This is a genomic window from Nostoc sphaeroides (assembly GCF_003443655.1).
Classification (GTDB): domain Bacteria; phylum Cyanobacteriota; class Cyanobacteriia; order Cyanobacteriales; family Nostocaceae; genus Nostoc; species Nostoc sphaeroides.
Genome location: NZ_CP031941.1, coordinates 3,472,684 through 3,495,243 on the forward strand (window position 1 = coordinate 3,472,684; position 22,560 = coordinate 3,495,243).

At 41.1% G+C, this 22,560-nt stretch carries 17 protein-coding genes; 8 read left to right on the forward strand and 9 right to left on the reverse strand.

Translation table 11 applies throughout. The features are described from left to right. Positions 1 to 16: 16 nt before the first annotated feature. From D1367_RS15250 to D1367_RS15275, 7 genes are all read left to right on the forward strand, one after another. A complete protein-coding gene (locus D1367_RS15250) occupies positions 17 to 799 on the forward strand; it encodes an ABC transporter ATP-binding protein (protein ID WP_118167196.1) in 783 nt (260 codons plus the stop codon). 90 nt (positions 800 to 889) lie between these two features. Further along, positions 890 to 2,356: an MlaD family protein gene (locus D1367_RS15255; protein WP_118167197.1), complete on the forward strand. Its 1,467-nt coding sequence runs from the start codon at positions 890 to 892 to the stop codon at positions 2,354 to 2,356. A gap of 500 nt (positions 2,357 to 2,856) precedes the next feature. Beyond that, positions 2,857 to 4,161, forward strand: coding sequence for a Tudor-knot domain-containing protein (locus tag D1367_RS15260; RefSeq protein WP_118167198.1), 1,305 nt, complete (start codon positions 2,857 to 2,859; stop codon positions 4,159 to 4,161). Positions 4,162 to 4,554: 393 nt separating this feature from the next. After that, positions 4,555 to 5,673 carry a phosphotransferase enzyme family protein gene (locus D1367_RS15265; RefSeq protein ID WP_118167199.1) on the forward strand — a complete coding sequence of 373 codons (1,119 nt, stop codon included), beginning with the start codon at positions 4,555 to 4,557 and terminating at the stop codon, positions 5,671 to 5,673. Continuing rightward, a complete protein-coding gene (locus D1367_RS15270; RefSeq protein WP_118167200.1) occupies positions 5,670 to 6,209 on the forward strand; it encodes a DOMON-like domain-containing protein in 540 nt (179 codons plus the stop codon). Before D1367_RS15265 ends, D1367_RS15270 begins: the two co-directional genes overlap by 4 nt. Before the next feature lie 322 nt (positions 6,210 to 6,531). Next, complete coding sequence (locus tag D1367_RS30875) at positions 6,532 to 6,675, forward strand: hypothetical protein (protein WP_181984845.1); 144 nt, start codon at positions 6,532 to 6,534, stop codon at positions 6,673 to 6,675. After that, positions 6,676 to 7,971, forward strand: coding sequence for an ATP-grasp domain-containing protein (locus tag D1367_RS15275; protein ID WP_118167201.1), 1,296 nt, complete (start codon positions 6,676 to 6,678; stop codon positions 7,969 to 7,971). 718 nt (positions 7,972 to 8,689) lie between these two features. Here the strand turns inward: D1367_RS15275 and D1367_RS15280 are convergent. After that, entirely contained in the window at positions 8,690 to 10,156 is a 1,467-nt protein-coding gene (locus D1367_RS15280) for an MFS transporter (protein WP_118167202.1), read from the reverse strand. Positions 10,157 to 11,285: 1,129 nt separating this feature from the next. On the opposite strand from D1367_RS15280, the gene D1367_RS15285 reads away from it, so the two are divergent. Continuing rightward, positions 11,286 to 12,296 carry an SDR family oxidoreductase gene (locus D1367_RS15285; protein ID WP_118167203.1) on the forward strand — a complete coding sequence of 337 codons (1,011 nt, stop codon included), beginning with the start codon at positions 11,286 to 11,288 and terminating at the stop codon, positions 12,294 to 12,296. A 178-nt stretch (positions 12,297 to 12,474) separates the two neighbouring features. Here the strand turns inward: D1367_RS15285 and D1367_RS15290 are convergent, their stop codons facing one another. The 8 genes from D1367_RS15290 to hepA form a co-directional block, all read right to left on the reverse strand. After that, the gene (locus tag D1367_RS15290) at positions 12,475 to 13,587 is read right to left on the reverse strand and encodes a glycosyltransferase family 4 protein (RefSeq protein ID WP_118167204.1); all 1,113 of its coding nucleotides are present in this window, start codon (positions 13,585 to 13,587) and stop codon (positions 12,475 to 12,477) included. A 66-nt stretch (positions 13,588 to 13,653) separates the two neighbouring features. After that, positions 13,654 to 15,096, reverse strand: a complete 1,443-nt coding sequence (locus D1367_RS15295; protein ID WP_118167205.1) for an O-antigen ligase domain-containing protein — start codon at positions 15,094 to 15,096, stop codon at positions 13,654 to 13,656. Positions 15,097 to 15,242: 146 nt separating this feature from the next. Next, positions 15,243 to 16,172, reverse strand: a complete 930-nt coding sequence (locus D1367_RS15300; RefSeq protein WP_118167206.1) for a glycosyltransferase family 2 protein — start codon at positions 16,170 to 16,172, stop codon at positions 15,243 to 15,245. After that, the gene (locus tag D1367_RS15305; protein ID WP_118167207.1) at positions 16,090 to 17,292 is read right to left on the reverse strand and encodes a glycosyltransferase family 4 protein; all 1,203 of its coding nucleotides are present in this window, start codon (positions 17,290 to 17,292) and stop codon (positions 16,090 to 16,092) included. The genes D1367_RS15300 and D1367_RS15305 overlap by 83 nt, the downstream gene beginning before the upstream one ends. A 137-nt stretch (positions 17,293 to 17,429) precedes the next feature. Continuing rightward, a complete protein-coding gene (locus D1367_RS15310) occupies positions 17,430 to 18,422 on the reverse strand; it encodes a glycosyltransferase family 2 protein (RefSeq protein ID WP_118167208.1) in 993 nt (330 codons plus the stop codon). A 59-nt stretch (positions 18,423 to 18,481) separates the two neighbouring features. After that, positions 18,482 to 19,684, reverse strand: a complete 1,203-nt coding sequence (locus D1367_RS15315) for a glycosyltransferase family 4 protein (RefSeq protein WP_181984846.1) — start codon at positions 19,682 to 19,684, stop codon at positions 18,482 to 18,484. Positions 19,685 to 19,752: 68 nt separating this feature from the next. Continuing rightward, positions 19,753 to 20,592, reverse strand: coding sequence for a hypothetical protein (locus D1367_RS15320; RefSeq protein WP_118167209.1), 840 nt, complete (start codon positions 20,590 to 20,592; stop codon positions 19,753 to 19,755). Between the two features lie 91 nt (positions 20,593 to 20,683). After that, complete coding sequence (hepA, locus tag D1367_RS15325; RefSeq protein ID WP_118167210.1) at positions 20,684 to 22,525, reverse strand: heterocyst formation ABC transporter subunit HepA; 1,842 nt, start codon at positions 22,523 to 22,525, stop codon at positions 20,684 to 20,686. Between the last annotated feature and the right edge of the window lie 35 nt (positions 22,526 to 22,560).

A 22,560-nucleotide genomic window follows, 5' to 3' on the forward strand; every position in this document is an offset into this window, starting at 1 on the left:
CAATGACTAATAACTAATGACTGAACCATTGATTGAACTGAAAGGTGTTTCTAAGTCCTTTGGTAGGCATAAAGTTCTAGATAATGTAGACTTGACCATTTACCGGGGAGAAGCACTAGGGATTATTGGGCCATCAGGGACTGGTAAATCAACAATTTTACGGGTAATAGCGGGGTTACTTAGTCCCGATGAAGGAGAAATTTATGTGCAAGGAGTGCGGCGAGACGGTTTGATTGAGGATGGTGGCCAGGAGGTTGGCATTGGTATGGTGTTTCAGCAGGCGGCGCTATTTGATTCGCTGACGGTGGAGGAGAATGTGGGATTTTTACTTTATCAAAATTCAAACCTACCGCGATCGCGCATCCAAGATTTGGTAAAAGAAAAATTGGATATGGTGGGTTTGCCAGAAGTAGGCCATCTGTACCCAGCCGAACTCTCTGGGGGAATGCGAAAACGGGTAAGTTTTGCTCGTGCGATTATGTCTAATCCCGATGATCCAACAGTTGGGCCAGAAGTTCTACTATACGATGAACCAACAGCCGGACTTGATCCCATTGCCTCAACAGTAATCGAAGATTTAATCCGCTATTTGCAATGTTTACATGGAGTTTGTAGTACTTATGCTGTTGTTACCCACCAAGACAGCACTATGCGCCGTACAGCTGATAGACTTATATTTCTCTATGAAGGTAGAGTGCAGTGGCAGGGTACAGTTAGTGAAACATACAATACAGAAAATCCTTTAATCAAACAATTTCTCAGTGGAAGTGTGCAAGGACCGATTCAAGTCGCCGGCTAGAAAGTGAGGAGTTAAGAATCAGGAGCGATTAAATTCAACTCATAACTAATAACTCATAACTCATAACTAATTATTGGGTGGAGGAAAAAAATGCGAGGTCTTATGACAAGCCTCTTCTCTTCGAGAGGCTTCGCCAATGCGTCTGGGCGAACATTTAGAGAAGGCTCTGTGGGGTTGTTACTCTTGCTAGGACTAGGGGTATTTGGGTTACTCTTTCTGTGGTTAAATAGATTCACTCCTTCTGGGCGGTCATACAAAGTTATTGTGGAATTTGCTAACGCTGGCGGAATGCAAAAGGGAGCATCAGTTCGCTATCGTGGTGTTAAGGTAGGAACTATTTCCCAGGTTCGACCAGGGCCAAATGCCGTTGATGTAGAGATTGAAATTGGCCAAACTGACTTACTTCTTCCCCGGAATGTAGTGGTAGAAGCTAATCAAAGCGGATTAATTAGCGAAAGTATTATCGACATCACGCCAAAAGCAACGTTACCTACTGGGGTTATAATTGCTAAACCTCTAGATAAAAATTGCGATCAGAGCCTGATAATTTGTAATGGCTCTCGGTTAAAAGGTCAGGTTGGCATCAGTGTTGATGAACTAATTCGCAGTTCAAGTGAGCTAGCATCTGCATACAGTAACCCCCAATTTTATAGAAATGTCAATAGGGTTCTAGAAACTACCACAAGCGCAGCAACCAGTTTTACTGGGCTAAGTCAGGATTTACAAGGTTTGACCAAAAACTTGCGACAACAACTTAATACCTTTTCAGCCACTGCTAATTCAGTGCAACGAGCGACAAACCAACTTAGTGCATCCTCTACTCAAACAGTAAATCAATTCGGTGCAACTGCAACTCAAGCAAATCGTTTGCTCAACAACCTGGATAATTTATTGACAACAAATCGTTCTTCGCTGGTTGGTGCTTTGAACAATATCACCGAAACCAGCAACCAACTGCGTGTTACAGTCAGTAGCCTATCACCTGCTGTGAATCGATTCACTCAAGGAAAATTAATCAACAATTTAGAAACTCTTTCAGCAAATGCAGCGCAAGCCTCAGCTAATTTACGTGATGCTTCAAAAACCTTAAATGATCCAAAGAATGCGGTGCTGCTACAACAAACTTTAGATTCAGCACGAGTAACATTTGAAAATAGCCAAAAAATTACATCTGATTTGGATGAATTGACAGGCGATCCAACTTTCCGACAAAATTTGCGGCAATTGGTGAATGGTCTAAGTAGTTTAGTATCTTCTACACAACAGATGCAGCAACAAGTGCAAGTTGCTACTACTCTAGATTCGGTAAAAACTGCTGTGAGCAAACCAAAGAATCTAATTCCTACCCCAGCACCAACTCAAGAGGCGATGTCTAATGATAAGTCTCTACCTGTCTACGTAATTAATCCCCCACCTGCTAATTTTGTCAGTAGCGACATCAACCCTGAACCAACCTCAACCCCCAGTCCGTCTATCTCTAACTCATCCCAAGAAGACCTTTTGAAGCAACTGCGGGAGTATGGTAAGCAACGGGAGCAATTGGATACGGAAAAATAGGCAATATCCAATCTTGTAGGGTGGGCATCTTGCCATAGGTGTCAACTTAAGGGAACTCCAAAAAATAAATTATTCCACTTAAAGTCGTTGACTGTTGACTGTTGACTGTTGACTGTTGACTGTTGACTGAAAACTCGTGAACCGTCAACGGCCAACAGTGAACAATAGCAATGGAATATTTTTTTACTTGGAAGTCCCTAAGCAAAAACTCTTTTAAAACCTCGTTTCCAGCCAGAGGCTGGAAATGCCGATCGTTGCGGCTGTGCGCCAGAAAGAGAGGCGGAGCCTCTTAGTAGGCATTCCCAGTCAGAGACTGGGAACGAGGCAATGTCATCCTCTGTTATTTTTTGGTCAGATCGGGGAATTCTATTAATACGATTCAGTAATTCGTGCAGCGTTGACCAGAGAAAGGCTTTCCGTAGGGTAGCAACTGGGAGAGAGTTGTTGTAGGTTTACTTGAACTGTGTTGTAAAAATATTTTGAGTTTTGAGGATCGGCTGATGGATAAATCAATTATTCAGTTGGTTGACGAATTACCGACTGACAATATCACTGTCAAAGTTTTAAAAGCTCTTGATTATGTAGCACCAGGTGAATGGAGCAATTTGACGGGATTTGAGAATAATATTCGCAGCATTACAGGAGTTAGCGATGCTAAGGTAATTCAGAAAATCCGCGATCGCGCTGTTGTTTTATACGAAGATCCTCAACGAGGCTACCAGTTCGCAATCAAACTTTATCAAACAATTGATAAGGCAGACACAGCTATGGCAACGGCGGCTTTAGCAAATAAAGTTAGTGAGAAAATCGGCTTTCTCTCCTTTTTAGGCAAAATTACTCCGAAAGCTGATGTAACTCAATCCATTGACTTAGTACTGAAAATCACTGTCGAAATCATTGCCTTTTGCAAACTAAATGGCATTCCTCAACCGAATCCCCAAGAGTTTGCTAATTCCCTCGCTAACAACTATCAAAATGCATCCCTAATGCGGATGGTAGCTTTAGTTTGTCTAGACGGAATTCTACCACTAGGCCCCGACTTTCTTAGCAAAATTCACGGAGTTATTAGTGGTACTGATACTGGTGCAATAACTCAAAATCCGGTTTTCTTAGCCATCAATAACTTTCTCCCAGGTAGTAACCCCTCTGATAAAGTTGGTTTTATCAGTCAAGGTTTCAACTCTGTGCAAGGTTGGATGAATAACTTAGTATCCAAAACAGGCATCACCCCGCAATCAGTTTCTAGTCATTTGGGTAATTTTATTCAGATTGCTGATGATAATTTAGATTTTGTCGCAGCATTTCTAGATCAAACTACTAATTATTACGAACATACAGGAATTCAAACTGTCGTTCGCAGCTTGATTTTGGAAGCCTATACTTTAGTAAAAGAGGAAATTAAACAAGAGGAACAAAAGCCTATCCAAGATGTTTCATCTGCTGTTAAGTCAGATAAAAATCAGTATGAACTCAGCAAAACAGTAGAAGTCTGGGATAGTGAGGAAGAAGATTGGTATCAGGGAACAATTGAGAAAATCCAAGATGACCAATTCTTTATTCATTACCTTGGTTACGGTTCATCTCATAACGAGTGGGTAGGCGAAGATGACATTCGGACTCGCGATCTTCGCTCCTCTGATGACAATGGATATGCAGTGGGTCAAAAGGTAAAATGTTGGGATGATGACCAAGAGGCTTGGTATTCTGCAACGATTCAGCAAATCCAAGGTCAGCAATACTTTCTTCACTACATTGGTTATGACTCATCCTATGATGAGTGGGTTGATAGTGACGAAATTTCCTAACTGTTGAATTGGCACAGGGTGGGCAACAGCAATAAGCTAAACTACATCTAGTTTGCATATTCAAAATTAATATAACTCTTGTGGGGTGGGCATCTTGCCCGCCTTAATTATGCAAGGTTATTTGTGGAACAGCTTATCTCCGATGGGCTATTTCGTGTCGCGCCCTGTGTTAGCATGGCTATTTCATTCTCATCTAGCCCGCCTCAGAATGAATTCTGAGTCTAATAGCTAAAGTCGTCTAAAGACGACTGAGAAAAGATTAAAGTCCGTTTTAACGGACTTTAGTTATGAGCCGCAAAACTGAGCGTCATTACGAATTATCTTGACACTTGCGCTACGATATCCCCTATTGCCTTTGTGCAATGTATATGAGGAGTAGTATAGGTCAAAAACATGACAGAAGAATTCAATACACAGGGCGCAGAGAATCTGGTTGCGATCGCATCTCAATTCGCTGGGCTAGGGAAGGTTACAGGGGTTAAAGCATTTGGAAGTGGTAATATCAATGACACCTTCTTAGTAACTCTAGATTCTTCACAAGAACAATATTTTGTTCTGCAACGCATCAATACACAGGTATTTCGGCAGCCACAACTGATTATGCAGAATATGCGTACCTTCACTGAGCATGTTCGCAAACGGTTACAGGATACGCCTCTAAATCGTCGCTGGGAAGTGCCACGCGTACTATTAACTAAGGATGCTCTAGATTACTGGAAGGATGCAAATGGCTCCTTTTGGCGGGCGATTAGCTTTATTGAAGGCTCCCAGTCTTTCGATACTATGCGCGATCGCTCACACGCGAAAGAAATCGGTTATGCCTTGGGGATGTTCCACAATTTGATCAGCGATTTGCCACCAGAAAAACTCGCTGATACTCTTCAAGGATTCCATATTACACCGCTTTATCTCCAGCATTATGAAGAAGTGTTGGCGAAAACTAGTGCGTGTCAATCTTCGGAAGTTAATTATTGCTTGCAGTTTGTTAGCGATCGCCAAACCTTTGCACATATCCTAGAAAATGCCAAAGTTGAAGGCAAGCTACCCCTGCGTCTGATGCACGGCGATCCAAAAATCAATAACGTGATGTTTGACACTGCTACCCTGCAAGCCGTCAGCGTCATCGACCTGGACACCGTTAAACCCGGTCTGGTACATTACGATATTGGTGATTGCCTGCGATCGGGTTGCAATCCGGCTGGAGAAGAAACTGAGAATTGGGATAGTGTTTATTTTGATACCGACCTGTGTCAGGGAATCTTACAAGGTTATCTCTCGGTAGCAAAGGCATTTCTGACTGAGAATGATTATGCATACATATATGATGCAATTCGTCTAATTACTTTTGAACTAGGATTGAGGTTTTTTGCTGATTATTTGGCAGGGAATGTCTACTTTAAAGTTAAGCACCCAGAACATAATTTGGCAAGAGCGATCGTCCAGTTTAAACTTACCGAAAGTATTGAATCGCAAGAAACGCAGATTTGTAATATTATTAAAGATATGAAATGAACGAACAGAAATTTTCCCTACAACCTTTTCCTTCTACAAAATCCCTGCCTAATTTGAAAATTGCAGGTAATATTGGCAGAAATGGTAATCAACTTGCCATCCGCTATATGCTTGAGGGCGATTTAAAAGAAATTGCAATCGCTCCACTATCAAATAATCCATCACGCAAGCATAAACTTTGGGAAGACACCTGCTTCGAGTTCTTTCTTGGTATCAAAGATTCTCAACGGTATTGGGAATTTAACCTCTCCCCCACCGGAAACTGGAATGTCTATCGCTTTGATGGATATCGTCAAGGAATGCAAGAAGAAACAGCGTTTGAAAACCTACCGTTTAAGGTTCAAAATCAAGCTGATAGTTTAGCACTGGCTTTAAATGTCGATTTGGATAAAATTATCTCTGTCAAGCAAGCTATTGAAGTTGCCATTACGACTGTCATCAAAAATAGAGATAGTGAGGTGAATTACTGGGCGTTAACTCATCGAGGCGCGGAGGCTGACTTTCATTTGCGAGACAGTTTTATCGTTGAGTTGTGAAGATTAATATTCAGTTCGATTAAGGCAGGAGACGCGATAAATCGCCGTCTCTACAAAGGACTGATTATTGTAAAGACGGCGATTTATCGCGTCTTTGCGATTAGCGGTGTGTCATCAAAAAACCTTATCCGAACCGTATTGTAACCACAGCGATATTTACATATCTACACCTTCATGCTTGTTGCATCCTAACTTCTATAATATATGAACCTTAACAATTTAAAATTCAAAAATAAACTAACTTTCTTATTTCGTTTGATAGAGTTAATGAAAATTTAAGCCAGTAAAATATAAAATATACAGCGAAAAAACAGATTATTAAATGTTAGCTTTATACAAAAAGTTGATGGCAATATTCTTATCTCAAGAAATTGTTTCTGACCAAAACAGGGTGCTGCTGCTAGGAGTGGAGACAGAAAATATATCTGTGCAACGCTTTGGTTATGCGGTTTCAATGGAGGGCTAAATGAACTCAAAATATAACTTTCAATACTTTCAAGGGAGTACTCTTTCTGATCTGTTTGCTGAAGATATCACAGATGCATCTTATGGGTTTATTTTAAATTACCCTGCAACTGCCAGTTGGGCTGCTTATCCCAACCTGAAAAAATATTTTATCCAAGATGGGAGTAGTGAAGCCACCAAAACCTCCTTCGACAAGATTTGTCAGAAAGAACCTTGGAAAAATCTGGCTGTGTTAGGCGATCGCATTCTTGGAATTGTGATTATACCACCGCCAAAGTCGCTGCTTGAATACTGGCAAGAGCATTTCGGCTTCAGCTACTCCAATAGATCAATGATGGATCGCTTAACTTATTTGGATGATCTCAGCCACAGCGATGGCTGCGCCAACGCCAAGGGCGAACGCTTTGACAAACTCATTAGTCTATTTCCCTTTGATCACCTCAAACCTGAAAAACACGCTGTTGATCCAGACACGCATTACCGCTTACTGAGCAAAGTAACTCTAGCTGAATTGGGGGTGCAATGTCCAAAATACGAGAGCTATAATCTGCACCAAGTAAATCTTGAAGACATTCAATTACCACAATACCCCTACTTAATTAAAACGTCCCACGGACTTTCAGGAGAAGGCACTTATATCATCAAAAATCCCAGCGATTTGAACTACTGCCTTGAAGAAATTAGGAAATATCTTGATATTAAGTTGCTCGATACGATTATTGTCTCGGAGTTCGTCAAAAATGAAGTGCAGAATTACTGCGTACAGTTCTATGTCAACAAACTAGGAGAGATAACCCTCATCGGCACTACCAGACAACTCGTCACTCCAGAAGGCAACTATTTAGGCGGACTGATTGACTACCGCAACACTGACATGAGCAAGTTCTTTGAGATGATTACCAACCTTGGTCAGTATGCTCACAAACAGGGTTATTTCGGCGTGATTGGCTTTGATGTGCTGGAAGATAAAGACGGACAATTTTTTGCGATCGATGCCAACTTCCGAGTCAATGGCTCGACTCCGTTGTGCTTACAGCGTAATACCCTAGTGGGATTGGGAAAGGAAGTAGCTAAATATTCCAGCGATTACCGCATGGAAGGTACGCTGGATTCAATTTTAGTTGCCTTAAAACCAGAACTAGATCGCAAGGATTTAATTATTCTGTCGGCTTTAGAGAAAATCAAATACGGAAAAATCAACACTGACATTTATGCGATCGTTACTGGAGAAACTATCCAGGAAATGCAGCATATCGAGCGTAAATTACAGAGCAAAGGATTACAATGGCTTCCTTAAAAAGCACTACTTTTAGCTTAGTATTTTACAAGATATAGCGGTTCCCATTCAAATGAGGTACAAAATTATATCGCAAGGTGTAGGGGCACGGCACTGCTCATAGGTGTCAACTTAAGCAAAAACTCTTTTAAAACCTCGTTTCCAGCCTCTGGGCTGGAAATGCTGCTCTTGGCGGCTCTGCCGCCAGCAAGGGAGGCGGAGCCTCAATGAGGGGCATTCCCAGTCGGAGCAGGGGAATGAGACGACGAGACGAAAGAGACGATCTCTAAAAGCCAGTCTAGAAAAAGCTTTCACGTTAAGTTGACACCAATGGGCACTGCTGTGCCCCTACGAGTGTATGTCACTAGGCCGGGAAACGCTATAAGACAATACCGTTCAGTTAAGCCCAAAAACCTTGGTAAAGACGCGAAATTTCGCGTCTCTACAGGTTTAAAATCAGTACCACAAATCCTTAACTGAACTGTATTGCGCTATGAGAGTGTAACTGAGGCAAAGGCAAACCCTGCCCCTATTAAGGTGTTCCACAAATAACCTTGCATAATTAGGGCGGGCAAATCGCCCCACCCCACAAGAGTTATATTAATTTGGAATATGCAAACTAGTAGCGGGGTTGTAAAGACCCCAAATTTCGCGTCTCTACAGGGTTTTGGTAACAAACTAATCAATCAGAACTTATGAGACAGACCACTAGATGTGGTTTAGCTTAATAGTTAAAAACTTATTCCTCTACTTCAATCAAATTAGGTGATTGCCTGATGGGAAACAGGACTCGCATTAACTGACTCACTGGTACTGAGCGCTGCTCTTGAACAAAAGCCAAAAACACAAGTGCAGCCATTCGTAATAAGCCTGAGAGAAGAAACAGCCCCAGCAAACCCTCCATAAAAGGTAGAGTTGCTAGAAAGCTACCAACAGTGATACCCATTGCTCCAGTTATACCAGCGATCGCACCTGCGATCGCAAAATAACTCGACTGATAACGCACTGGTGATATTCCCATCATCAGATTGTTGGTACACAAATCAATTGCCGCCCACGTCCCGCCAGCTAGTATATGCAACAAGGGTAACCAGATCCAAAAAGAAATTTGATCGCTTCTAACTAAGAGCCACAGCAGAGGTGTCACCGCCACCAAAACTCCTACTAATAGCAGTAGTGGACGATTCCCAATTCGGTCGGCCAGTTTCCCCCATAAAAGCAGCATTAACATGTTCGCACCAGTTCCTAAACCGTGATAAATCGTTACCACACTAATATCTATATCCAGGTTATCCAGCATATAGAGGTTAAAGAAGGGAGCGCTGATGTTAACAGCAAAGCACCAAATACTTAGGTAAAGTACAAACTTGCAAAAATTAGCATCTTTGATAAAGCTAAAATCTATCCCCTGAGTCTGCGGTTGAGATGTGTCTGAACCCGTGGCTTTTAAAAGCTGTGGATTTACGTCGGTCATCCAGAACTGACACATTTGACTGATTAGCCCTAGCAAAATTCCTAGAACTAACATTGCACCATAGCCTTGAACTGTTCCACCAGGCCAAACCGATACTGCTAAACCTAGCAACGGTATACCAATGAGGTTAGTCAAGCCGACAATGCTATTGCGAAAGCCAAAATATCGCCCCCGCAAGCGCTGAGGTACTAACACAGCAGACCACCCAAGCCAAGGCGCACGACCGAAAGCTTCGATGATATTACCTACCAAAAGAATTGCCAAAGTCAACTGCACTACTTGGTATCCAGGCAGATCAGATGAAGTAACCAACACAATTGCTGGTAGAAGAATCAACCACACCAACCGCGATGGGATGAAAATACACAGGAAATACCAGCGAAAACTAGTACTTCGGTTTACCAAATACGCTCCCAGTGGTTGCAGCAGATTCACCATCTGAGGGATAGCGGCCAGCAGACCAATTTGTACTGGCCCAGCACCTAACTCTAGCAAGAAATTACTGAGCAACGCGCCGCCGATGACACTATAAAAAATCGTAGCAAAGACACTCTCACAAGTTAGCGCTTTAAGGCTTTTGCGAATTTCTAGCTTAGAAATTTTCAAAAACAGTTTCGGAGTTGGAAAAAGTACCGTCTCTGTTAATGCCCTATCCTCAGAGATTTCTTGAATGGGGACAGGGGGAAGAGAACTAGCTTCTACTGAAATGTCATCTTCTTGGGACTGAACCATATTATCTAATCAATATTTAAACAGTTAAATTGTTATAGCTACTATTAGCCATAATTAGTAAAACTTATATAATATTTCATCAATAAGCTTTAACGCATTGCAATCCCTTGCTTGGGCAAAAGACTAGAGTGTGTTTTCAAACTACTCATTTAGCCTGCTAAATTTTTAGATGCCCCTAAATCCGCGGCACTTGCTCGGTAAACCGCAAGATAGCACTAACTCTCCTTAAAAAGGCTTCGTCGGAGTCTCTTAAAGCCTTTCTATTTATCGGGGAGTTGGGGGGATCTAAGGCTTTAAAAACGCGCCCTAGTTCATAGCAAGTATTGGCTATAAGCTGCTTTTGCAGAAAAAACAGGTATTATATAGCTGCGCTTGGGCTTCTAATCAAAAAAGCCAATTAATTGACATAAATTAAATTCTATGTATACAAATTTCGCTAAAAACTTCCTTATGTATATACTTTTAGCAGCTAATTAGTATTTTGTGACAATAAAATAATCGATATTTACCAAATTCACTCTTAAGAATTAATACCTTTGCAGAAAAGTCTTAAAATTTAGCTGGCACTAGTACACATAGACATAAATCAATTCAAAATTCAAAATGACGCTCTCTACGAGACGCTCTTGCTAGCAAGATCCCTGTAAAGGTACGCGGACTCGCTCTCCGTGGCGCTAACAAAATTCAAACATTTTATTCAGCCCGACTTTTTTTAGAAAAATTTATTTCCTTCTAAAGAAAGATTTATTGTTAAAAAGGCTATTGTAAAGTAATGTTAAATAAACTTATTTTAGTTTTAATTAAACTAAAACTAAGCTTGTTATTGCAAGATAAATCATTCAAGCAAAAGCAATTTATTACAAGAGCTAGAAATAATTGATTTAAAATTCAAAGTTGTTTCATTATTTTAAATTCCAAATTTACTAAAGTAATGATAAGTATGGAAGAAGCTTATATTATCTCAGCAGTACGCACGCCACTTGGTAAATTTTGAGGTGTCTTAGCAGATTTGTCTCCAGTAGTTATTGACAGATCCGTTAAACCAGTTTCTTGCTTGTCACCTGTGAGAGGGGATTGGGAAACAATTGTTTTAATCCCGAATCCCTATTTTTATTAAGGAGTAACACTTATGAAATTAAAGCCAATTAATCAGCAGGTTGTTTCGGTGGTTGGAGCTTCCAGTGGTATCGGACGGATTACAGCTGTTGAGTTTGCTAGACGCGGGGCAAAAGTGGTAGTTTCGGCTCGCGGTGAGTCGAAGCTAAAGTCTTTAGTGGAGGAGATTCGCGGCTTTGGCGGCGAGGCAACTTATTGCGTAGGTGATGTGGAAGTATTTGAGCAAGTTAAGGCGATCGCAGATAAAACTGTGGAAGTTTACGGGCGACTCGATACATGGGTACATGTCCCCGCTATCGGCATCTTTGCCACTTTCGACAATACAACACCAGAAGAGTTTAAGCATGTCATTGATGTCAATCTCATGGGACAGGTATATGGTGCAATGGCGGCCCTACCCCATCTGAAGCGTGAGGGAAGGGGAGCATTGATCCATGTCTCTTCAATGGAAGGTAGGCGATCGCTCCCTTATCAAAGTGCTTACTCGGCAGCCAAGCACGGGGTGGAGGGTTTTATCGAAGCGATGCGCGTTGAGTTGCAACATGAAAAATGGCCTATCAGTGTCACAAGTGTAAAGCCAGCAGTCATTAATACCCCCTTCTGGAACAATGGTCTGACGAAATTAGGCGTAAAGCCTACCGGGATACCACCTTACTACGAGCCTAAACTTGTAGCTGATGCTATCCTCCATACAGCCGAACATCCAACTCGTGACTACTTAGTTGGGGATGTAGCTAAAATATTAGATTTGGTACAGCGCGTCTCACCATCATTAGTAGATTCACTGTTACTGCTCGTCGGCTTCAATTTACAACATACTTCTGAGCTGAAATCTGAAGATGCATCAAATAATTTTTACCAACCTGTTGCTGAAGACGAAAGAGTTAACGGAGATTTTGGTAACTTAGTTATACCTAGCATTTCCGACTGGCTAGATAAAAATCCGGTTCTTCAGTGGGGTGCGATCGCTGCTACAGCAGCATTAGCCTTGCTAGTAGCTCAAGTAATTAAAGAGCAAGGATAAATCATGGGTGAGAGTTTAAGATAAAGCGCCTTCGTCTCGTTCCCAGTCTCCGACTGGGAATGCCTAATATGAGGCTTTGCCTCAACACTTGCGCCAGCAGCCCAATGAAAAGCATTTCCAGCCTCTTGCTGGAAACCAGGTTTTAAATTCCCTCCTTAAAAAGGAGGGTTAGGGAGGATCAAGCCTTAGCAGAACGAAGTACACTAATAAAGTTTTGAGCATAATTTTGCGTTGAGAAATCGAGGGCGCGTTGTCTTGCAGCTACTCCGGCACTTTGGGCAAATTCTTGCTCATCAAGATAACGGAGAATTGCGATCGCTAATTTCTCTGCATCACCATAAGGTGTTAATAATCCATTCATGCCATCGGTAATAATCTCCGTCGGGCCGCCTGCATCACCAGCAATCACAGGTTTACCCAGCGCCATCGCCTCAATAATCACAATCCCAAATGGCTCTTTATCTGATGCATGAACGAATACATCCATCGCCTGCACCCACTCCGGGATATTACGTTGTAGCCCAGCCATAATTACTTGCTCTTTCAAGCCCAAGGCGGCAATTTCAGCTTTTAAGAAGTCCTCATAATCTGGTTCTAAATCGTGCTTACCGCCAACTACTACACAATGAGCATCAGGATACTTCTGTAAAATTTTGGGCATCGCTTGCACCAGTACGTGCATTCCCTTCCATCGTTGCAATCGTCCAACAATTCCAATCAATGGCCCGTGTAAAGGTAAGCCCAGTTTTCGCCGTGCTTCTTCTGGAGTTGGTAAAGCATTAGGCTCAAATCGGTCTAATGCAACACCAGGATAAACCAAAGGTGTTGGTCTGTGAGGCCAAATCTCTGCCTGTGCTTGCTTGCCATCTTGGGAGAGAGTGATAATTGCACGGGCTGGGATTAAAGTAGCGATTCGTACTAACCAAGTTTTATCGCTAGGTACTTCTAGCTGATACCACACAGCAGGTAATCCTGCCAGTATTGCCGCCAAACCTCCAGATATATGCGTGATCCACATCCAATTGACAATTATATCTGCACGTTCATGGCGGGCGATCGCAGCTATCCGAAAAACGGCGGCAATAAAACGGTGGATTTGGCGTAAACGTCCACTTTCTACAACTCGCGCATCAATGCCAAGGGACTTTACTTGTTCTACCATCGGGCCATCTTCTAAAAATATCACCAGCCACTCAACACCAGCATTACGCCCTTGCTGCACCAAATCCCAAAGCATCATTTCACCGCCACCTCGTTGCTCGGCTAGTGGCATTACAATAATTGCTTTCATAATCTATAGGAATCCTATTAATGACAAATGACAAATGACTAATGACTAATGACTAATGACTAATGACTAATGACTACTTAATGAATTCTTTTGATTTTGATAATACTTATGTCCTGCCATAGCCATAGCTAAAAATCCCCAAAGAATCATCCCTGCCACACTTAACATGCCGCTACCGATAATTAGCTGTGTAGAAGAACTGATACCAATAGCGCGGGCAGCACTGATAAAACTATCGAAACGACCTTCTCCATAACTGCTGACACTAATAATTAACAAAAGTAATCCACCCATATAAAAGATGGCTCCAAACCAACCAAGGGTGAAAAACATATCTAAAATGCCACTATCAATTACCACTACTTCAATTTGACCAGTTTTTTCATTAACTTTCCAAATATTTCCTAACCCGTTACCTAGACCATTAGAAAGGGCTAAACCAAGGTTTTTGTCATAACTTCCCGATCTATCTTTAAAACTGTTATCATCTTCAAGATTAGAAAATGTTTCCAAACGGGCTGCTACAACCCCAGCAATTGGCTCGATGGTTGTCAATGGCACAACACAAATTGCCATTAACACAATTATGATGATTAAGCGCATTTGAATCCGGGTTTTGACTGAACCCACGATCATAATTATTCCTAATAACCAGCCTCCCCAATTAGTACGTGCTTGTGTCAACAGGAAGGACAAGTAACCAACGGCTGAAGCAGGAAAAATTAAGTTTCCTGAACTGGTAAATAACAACAGCAACCCAGCTTGCATGACGGAACCAAAGGGGCCAACTGAGTGCAATGTACTCCAGACGCGCATTCCGAAAGGTACAGGGTTTCCAGAACTCATGAATAGTTTTGATTGGATGAGCCAGTACCTATCCCATTCAGGAGCTACTACGAATTGACATACGCCATAAGCTCCTAAAATTAACACAGACCAAAGAAAAGTTCGCTGAATATTTTGGCGATAACTGGGATAATCTCGCCAGTTTATAAATAAGTGAAAAGCGAAAATAATTGGACTGAGCCAATCTAACAGTCCGCGTGCTACTGGGATCGGTGGGTTATAAATCAGACCGATTAAAAAGCCATAGAAGACTCCGATAAAAGCCAAAACAAACGGCAACCCCCCTTGACGTGAGGCGCGGGGAAAGTGTCGCAAGAATGTTGCGATGGTGACAAATACCACTAAATAAGGTGCTATGAGCATCTGACGGGTAGCATCCCAGCCCACCCGATAGTCAACCAAGCGGGTAGCTAAGGGCGTGAGAAACCAGATCCACCAGGTAAAGCTGATGTAGAGAATGGGATGCCGCAAGTATAAAAATATGGCTACTACTAAAGCCATCACTGGGTAAATTAGGCGTAATGCGGCAGTAGCACCAGCAAAATAGCAAGCTACAGTTAGTAATATAAAGCCTGCGATCGCCATCCAACCCTGTTGCGATCGCTCCTCAGGAGAATAGCTTTCTTGTAAAAAACTATTGAAAAGTATCTGTCTAGAATTCATTCAATTTTAGATTTTAGATTTTAGATTTTGGATTACTGGCTCTCTGGAGACAGCAGCCCACCCGTCTTAATTCCCAGGTTCTAACTGGGAACTAAAACTAAGAAGAAGCTTTACAGACTACTAGAGCTAAAAAGAAATTAAATTCATTACGAATTACGAATTACGAATTGTTTATATCCTTGCCAACGCCCCCGCCAGGATGCTAACAATTTTTTCCCTGCTAACTGCCCTTGGCTAGGTAAAAATCTCAGCCATTGAACGAAACCCAAACTATCACATGTACCCACGAATACTGCCCAGAATAAAAATATAATCCGGCGGATAAATGGCAGATGCTCTAGCAAAACTAAAGTTTCATTATGGACTAAATTAATAAAGGCAATTTCATTAAAATTATTTCGCTGATCTTCATCAAAACGTTTTGCTGGATAGTGATCCACAGCAACATTAGGATCATAAATTATCTTCCAACCAGCCCGTTTTAATCTTAGAGTGAATGCCATTTCAAAATGTACTTGCGCTCCAGTGCCGCGCATCCGCTCGTCAAAGCGCAATTGTCCGATTGCCTCTTTACGAAAACTCATGTTTACGCCCTTGAGAATATCGACTTCGCGGGGTTCTCCTACTCCCAGGTGATGGTTGCCAATCACTCGCCCAAACCATTGCAACTGTCCCACTACTGAGCGGGATTCGTCTTCTAATTTGCTACCGTGGTATATCCAATCACGCCCGCCAAGTCCGCCGAGGCGACTATCAGAGGTAAAGTAAGCGGCGATGCGCTCTAACCAATCCGGGTGGGGTGCGGCATCATCATCAGTAATGGAAACAATATCGCCCTCCACTGCTGCTAGTCCGGCGTTGAGGGCTGCTACTACCCCCGGTTGTGTGACTTTTACGGTATGCAGTGGCAGATTGGGCGCGTTTAATTGCGCTAGAAATTGCCAAGTTTCTGCATCCGTGTCACGGACAACAACTATCACCTGATCAACGGGTTTAGTTTGCTCCTGTAGCGCCAAAAGGCAGCGTGATAGGTCTTGTGGACGGCGATAAGTCGGTATCAGAACGGTGTTCCGCATTCTTGCTTAACTCCTCGAATAGATCCACATAAGTTTGTGCCATAGTAGTCCAGCTATGTTTTTCTGCCACAGAACGAGCTGCTTTGCCCATTTGCTGTATGAGGGCGCGATCGCTCACCAAGGACATCAACGCCACAGCTAAAGCATTAATATCATCTGAGTCGGATAAGACGATGCCACATTCTGGTGTCACCAACTCACCGCCTCCGGTGGCTGTGGCAGTAATTACAGGCAGCCCTGAAGAAAGTGCTTCTAACAATACGAGGCTGCAAGCTTCGTATCGGGAAGGAAAAACAAATAAATCTACTGCTTGCATAATTTGGGGGATATCACGGCGAAATCCCACAAAATGCACGCGATCGCTTAACCCTAAAGATGCTGCTAATTCTGGGAAAGGGCTACCTTGAGTGTGTCCCACCACCACCAAATGTAAATCGGGAACTTTCGCCAAGGCGTGCAGCACCGTATCTAAATTTTTTCTCGGTGTGCGGATATCTCCAGCGAACAGTGCTAAGGTGACATTTTCCGGTAAACCTAATTTTTGGCGATCGCTTTCACCAGGGGCAAACTCTTCTAAATCAACGCCATTGATAATTACGCGGATGCGAGAACGCGGCACACCAATATTGACTAATTCCTGCGCTACCTTTTCGGATACCGCTACGACAACCTGCGCTTTTTGGAAAGCCTGTTTTTCCCAACGGGCATTAAAAGCCGTAAATAGCCATTGATAGAAACCATATAAATCGCGGCGATTGCGGGAAATATGAACAGGCGATCGCAACCATGAACTGTGGACAAAATGTACAGCATTCACATCAGCCGCAGCCAGATTAATTGCGCCATTGACTTTAACTAAATCAATCTCAGAGCGATGTTGACGTAACCAATCTGCACTTTTTTGGGCAAATATAAAATTCCGCACAAATTCTGTCGGATAGCCTTTAACTGGAATTTTAATCCAATTAACTTGGCTATTATCTTCTAATTCTGGTGCGACTTCACTAGCCAATAATGTCAATTCATGACCACGACAAATTGCTTCTTGAGCAACTTCGTAATTTACCCGCCCCTGACCATCACCTTTTTTGATTTTATGAGTAACAATACAAAGTTTCATACACTACCTTGCTTAATGATAAAACCTCAAAGAGAGCCGCAAAGAAATAATTTTAGATAAGGTTTCTTTCTCTTTGCGTCCTTTGCGTCCTTTGCGGTTCGTTAAAAAAAAATTACAATTCAGACACTATTACTCTATTATTTAGATACCCCTATTAATTTGTCTGCGAAAAAACGCGGAGTAAAACTGAGAGTAAGTGCAGCCACAGTTCGCACATCAAATCTTTGTTGATTCAACGCCTGCCAAAAATAAGGACGTGCTGCGGCTATCTGTTCACTTCGTAGCAAGCCAATTCCTAAAGTAGTATTAGCTTCTAACCATTTCTGTTGAAAGTAACTTTTAAATTGCTGTAACCGAGCATCTTCCATAAAGACTTGATAACAAAACATTTCGCTTTTAGCTTTGCGGATTTTTGCCTGCATATCTCGACTACCACTGAGCATGGTATCAGTTTGCTCATGGGCACGATATCGCGTCAATCTTTCTGGATAATAGTAAGCACCGTAACCAGATATACAACAGAGATAAGTTAAATATAAATCCCACATCCCGCCAACTTCTGAGGGCATACTATCCCAATCGATAATATTATTACGAATCACACAAGATGCAGCAGTGGGTATGCTTTTATCTACCAATCCAATTTTGTAAAAAGGTTGATGAATTCCTTTTGCTAGTTTGTCTCGCTTATAACCGCGTGTATTTTCTTCAGTTCCAGCATGATTAATTATGCTATCTGCATCTATAATATATTGGTCGCAAAAAGCGAGAATTAACTCAGAGTTTGCTTCTAGAGGTGGTACTAGCTTTGCTAAAAAATCTTCATTCCAGATATCATCATCATGGAGACTAGCAACATATTTACCTTGCGCCATTTTGAAGCCATGTTGCTGATTAGCAATCATCCCCACATTTTGCTGATGCCGCCAAAATCTGATGCGTGAATCACCAAAAGATTCGACAAGTGCTTGAGGATTTTCTGGGCTACAATTATCAGAAACAATAATTTCGATATTTTGATAAGTTTGCTTTATAGCACTAGCGATCGCTTGCTTGAGATACTCTGGTCTATTATAGGTGGGGATAATAACGCTAACTAAAGGCTGTTGAGAATGTTGAGACAATGACATAGTTTTTTCCTTTATATTTAATAGGTAAAAAATAGACAATTTTGTGTACCAAACTAAGCTTATTTCCCTTGAGAAAGGCTATATATTTGTTTCCCTCTAGAAGGAAATTCAGCTATTGTTTTTGCATAAATTGTTCGGAGATTATTCACATGAGCATTCATGGTAAATTCTTTCATTAATAAAGCATGACCTTGTTCGCCCATGTGTCGGCTTTTTTCATAATCTCCATACAAATCATGAATCGCATCAGCTAGCTTTTTGATATCATTCCCTGGAACAAGAATACCCGTTTCTCCATCTCGTAAATGTTCTGGAATCCCTCCCACTGCACTACCAATTACAGGTCGATAACGAGAGTATGCTTCTAGAGTTACAAGACCGGCAGGTTCAGGCCAAACACTAGGGAAGATGACTGCAAAACACTGTTCGTAAAGGTTATTTAATGTGTTGCGATCGCACCAACCATGCCAAGTAATTCGGTTACTTAATCCGAGTGTATTCGCTAACCTTTCTAACCGTGGTCGTTCCCAGCCTTCACCTGCAATATCAAGTTGAATTTGCGGATTAGTATGTATTAAGGTTTTGAGTAACCATTCCAAACCTTTGTCAGAAACAATTCGTCCAACAAACAAAATTCTATGATTTTGATGGATATCTAAACTTAGACGTGCAGTTGTTATTTTTGGTATAGAAATACCACAATGTAATGTTACAATCTGCTCAGGGTTTACACCGTTTTTAATCAACTCTTGACGCACGTATTCGCTATTAGCAACAAAAGTAATTTTTACCTTTTTTAAGACATCTAATAACTGATGAGTAATTTGAAGTTCTTTAAAAGTTTTTAATGGTCTACGGCTACCACATTTATCTGCTAATTTACCCCAGGTACAACCTAAGTAAGAGAAGTTGCGATCGCAGATTGTTCGCTGTCCTGCTAAATACTTTGTGCCGCTAGGACAGTACAATGAGTGATTATGAACGCTGAAAACCGTAGGACACTCGCCTGTAAGCTGCAAGAGTAAATCTGGGCTGTGGAGGTGCAGCAGCTTAAACTGGCTTTGGTCAACATTCTGAAGCGATCTTATCACGCGATCGCTAACTTCAGGTGGTCGATGTTCAAACAGAGAAGCTAAATAAGTTTCAACACCTCCGCCCTCGCCTACATCGAAATTGGAGCATTGATAAATTAAGTCTTCTTCAAAAATACCTCTGTCCAATTGTTCGTCATTTCGCTTGGCATCATTGATTGAGTTAAGCATTAACCACCATTTTTTACGTTATTACTAACTGCATTCCTCATCTAAATAGAGGCTTAAGTTCATCAAAATTATATGCCAACATTAAACCAAAATTTGTGTCTAACATCACTCACATAATGTCTGAGAGCAATGTTTTTACTTGCAGATTTATCTGGATAAATGAACTGATCTTCTACATTTAGAACATATTTATTTGTGCATAAAGGCTCACCATGATTGTGATGCATTGTCAAATGGACAATTGTTTGTTCAGTAAAATAAGTAGGAGTTTCTTGAAGATTTGCTAAACGTTCGATAGCAAAACTCCAGTCAAATTCATGCCTAAATAATATAAATCCACCATTGACTGGATTTAATTTTTCAGAATCATCATAAATAATGCGATCGTCTAGTGACATAGAACAATCAGGTAGATAAAGCGAATATTTATCGTCCGACTTACTCAAATCAATTAAGTCAATCCCGCCGGGGAAAAACAAAATATCTGAATCAGTGTAAATCGTAGCTCCATTAACAGGAATTGACATTAATGCCGACAATTTTCTGCCCATTGGATGCAGTTGGGCATAATCAAGAACACATTGAGGTAAATCCGTTCTTAGGAAGTTTTGTAAAAGTATTACCTTAACGCAGGGATGGACGCGGCGGAGTAAATTACAACTAGACTCAGTGTAACTGCCATCAGAAACTACAGCGAATGTATCTGGAATGCCGACATGACGAATGAATGAGCGAATACTTGCTACTTGTTCTGGTAAATCACGTTCACATGATAAAGCATAGACACTTATCGGAACTTGCCGAGTTTGTTTTATCGGAATACTGACAATCTGAGAAAGGGCTGCTTTATATAAGGAGCGATTAAATCTACCCTGAATTTTAGCAGTATGATAGCCTAAATTTACCATTTATTTTTCCTTTTTATATAAATAATTGAGTATGGAGTAAATTCGTAATTTATATTTTGTAAATTAAAAATTACGAATTACGAATTACGAATTACGAATTATAGTATTGCATCTGGTGATATTCCCAAAGCTTGCCTTTACGTCCGAGTAATTCTTGATATTTGCCCTGTTCTACTATCCGCCCTGCTTCCAACACTACGACTTTATCGGCTTTAGAAATAGTAGAAAGACGGTGAGCGATCGCAATTACTGTTCTACCCACAGATAGCTTTTCTAATGAATCTTGAATTAAGCGCTCAGATACAGAATCTAAGGCACTAGTTGCTTCATCCAAAATCAAAATTTCTGGGTTCCTTAGTAGCGCCCGTGCGATAGCAATTCGCTGTCTTTGTCCTCCAGATAATCTAACACCCCGATCTCCCAATTGGGTATTAAAACCTTCGGGCATTTCTAAAATAAATTCCAGCGCATTGGCTAGTTTAGCAGCTTCTTGAATTTGCTCATTAGTGGCTTGTGGAGTACCATAAGCAATATTTTGCCAAACATCAGTATTGAAGATAAAAGTATCTTGACTGACGACAGCTATTTGACGACGGAGAGAGTTAATTTCAAACAGCCGGATATCAAGTTCATCGATATAAATATTTCCCTCTGTAGCATTATAAAATCGGGGAATTAAATCAGCAAGAGTTGTTTTACCAGCACCAGAAGCTCCGACTAATGCAGTCATTTTCCCCTTTTCAATGGTTAGGGTAACATTATGCAAGACTATATTTTTCTCATCGTATCCAAAATCTACAGATACTAAATTTATTGCTCTTTCTAAGGCTTTAAACTCAAGTTTTCCATTCTGAAAATAATGTTTATCATCGCTTTTGAGCAGATTCTTAATGTTATCTGCCGAGCCATGTAGAGTATTGAGAAATGCTCTAGTGCCATTAATATCTTGAACAAACGGGATGAAGCGAAATAGGACAAAGAAAAATGTTAGCAGAGAAGCAACTTGTAGCGTTCCATTGCTAACCAGGCTAGTGAATGCCAAAATAATCATTCCCACCAACACCGTAGTAGCTACGCCTTCGGCAATTGGTTTAACAAGTGTCCAAGTGAATACAACTTTAGTTGTAGTGCTTACTACCTTATCGCTAGCTTTGTAATAACGCTGGCGCTCAAATTCTTGAGTGCCACAAGAATGAACTGTGCGAATGCCATTAATAAATTCTATGGCTGTTGATGTAAAATTAGCATTAGCAGTTGTCATGCCAAAACTTGATTCTCTGACTCTGGCATTGAGATTAGATAAACCTACACCTAAAAGTGTAAATAGTAATGCTGAAATTACAGTCAGTTGCCATGATATCAAAAACATTGAAATCAAGTAGACAAAAGTTGTGATTCCCCTAGTTATTAAAAAGGCTGCGCCACTGAAACCCTGTCTTATCCTTTCAATTTCTGTAGTTATTGTATTAATTAGTTCACCAGAACGAGTTTTGGCAAAGTAACTTAAGGATAAGGATTGTAACTGTTCAAAAATTTGCTTACGTAAGCGATCGCCAAAATGCAGTTGAGATAATTCAGTATAGACTTGTCCAAAGTAATTGAAGGCAACACGTAACCAAGTACTCAACAAAATCAGCGAAGATACTCGGTACAGACGATTAATTGCCGATGTATTTGCCCCCAATACTAAATTATCAAACCATTCTATTCCTGTTTGGACAGGTTTCGCATCGGGACTAGTTAAGCTTTGCAAAAATGTTAGTAAAAAACCAATACTTACACCTTCAAAAGTTGCCGCTAGAATCGAGAATATCAGAGCTAAAATTACAATCTTGCGAAAGTGTTTAAATTCTCGCAATAGTAAATAGTTATCCTGCCAGAAGCTAGAAGCTTTAAGCAGACTCCGAAGTTTTTGAGGAAGTTGGAAATGCATCGATTTTATAATAATAGTTTGGCAAGGTAGATAGA